This window comes from Mesorhizobium sp. M7A.F.Ca.CA.004.04.2.1 (assembly GCF_004022825.1).
Classification (GTDB): domain Bacteria; phylum Pseudomonadota; class Alphaproteobacteria; order Rhizobiales; family Rhizobiaceae; genus Mesorhizobium.
The window spans coordinates 1-1,410 of sequence record NZ_RZPH01001292.1; the positions used below are offsets into that span (position 1 = coordinate 1).

Consider the following 1,410-nt stretch of genomic DNA (forward strand, 5'->3'; position numbering starts at 1 on the left):
TGTTCCCCCTCCCGCCACGCTGTACATGGGAGGTTAGTCCATGGAGGACATTCACCCCTTCTTCGGCGCCAACGCTGCGAGCGGAGTGGCTAGCTCCGGCCAGGCCGCGGTCCGGTGGGTCTGAAGCTGCGGGTCGCTGGTCGTATTGTCCCAATCGACCGCGAGGAAGCGTTTGCCGGTTATTTTGTCGCCCTCGCTGGTCAAGAGCGCCAGAATCATCGGAGCCATCATCTCGGGGCGGATAAGCGTCTCGCGATCAAGGCCATCCCTATCGGGAACCATGGCCGTGTCTACCGGCCCGCCCGGCAACACGACGTTGACGGTGATGCCTGATTCATCGAGTTCGCGCGACAGCATCATCGACCATGCTTCGAGAGCCGCCTTTGACGGTCCGTAGGGGGAAAAGCCCGGCCGCATCATGGTCAAGTAGCTCGTGCTGACGTTAATGATGCGGCCCCATTTCTGCGGACGCAGGCGCGGAACGACCTGGCGCGACATGTTGAACGTGCCGCAGACATTGGTCAGCATGAATTTTTTCCACAGTTCTTCGCTGACGTCTTCGATCTGCAAGGGGAGAGTCTCGTAACGTGGGTGCACGGCGTTCATGCCGAGCGCGGCATTGTTGATGAGGACATGCAATCCACCGAAATGCTCTGCAGCAGCATCCACGCCCCGTTTGCAATTCGCCGGATCAGTGATGTCGACCTGCAAGGCAAGGAACTTGTCTTTCCCAACGCGCTGCTCAACCCGGCTCACACCATCCAGATTGATATCCATGCCAGCAACACGCACCCCTTCCTTGACAAGCGCTTCAGCAATGGCAAGGCCGATACCTGCACCGGCCCCCGTTATGATCGCAACCTTCCCCTTGAAATCCGAATACGGCATAAATCCTCCCAATTGCGTGGCTTAGTCCGTCGATCGGGAACGTTCCGATGACAACGGGCCAACTAGTCGCCCAGGAGGCGACGCAGTTCTGATAATGATACGACGGCGTTAGCCCCAGTCGCGATTGGGAAGTGATGCATCGTCTCGGACGATGCCACCAGCGCTCATCCTTGGCCACGGCGTCACTTGCCAATCGCGTCGGTCGACCGTCCGCAATTCGGATAGCTCCCATGCAACTCTGTCAAGACCTGCGCGACACCATTTTTGGAAGGACTCAATCGCTGGCTGAGATGCCTGACGCGCCGGTTTTTCCCTCCTACCCGAAGTCACTCCTGAAACGCTTCCTCGCGCTTCGAGCGTATGCTGGGCAACAGCACCAGGACCAACAGTATCGCGGCCAGAACGATCAGCATGAGGCTGCCGGGCCGGGTGAGGAACACGGTCGGGTCGCCACGGGAAAGCACCATTGCCCGCCGCAGGTTCTCCTCCAGCATCGGTCCCAGCACGAAGCCGAGCAGCAGC

At 59.6% G+C, this 1,410-nt stretch carries 1 protein-coding gene and 1 pseudogene; both read right to left on the minus strand.

Going from position 1 to position 1,410, the window contains the following annotated elements; genetic code table 11:
- Positions 1–51: 51 nt before the first annotated feature.
- Entirely contained in the window at positions 52–888 is an 837-nt protein-coding gene (locus tag EN893_RS33955; protein ID WP_127267273.1) for an SDR family oxidoreductase, read from the minus strand.
- Between the two features lie 326 nt (positions 889–1,214).
- Positions 1,215–1,410: pseudogene (locus EN893_RS33960) on the minus strand (tripartite tricarboxylate transporter permease); the annotation flags it as partial.

Excerpts from the sequence above, each read along its gene's own strand:
- EN893_RS33955 (WP_127267273.1), bottom strand. The coding sequence starts at position 888 with ATGCCGTATTCGGATTTCAAGGGGAAGGTTGCGATCATAACGGGGGCC.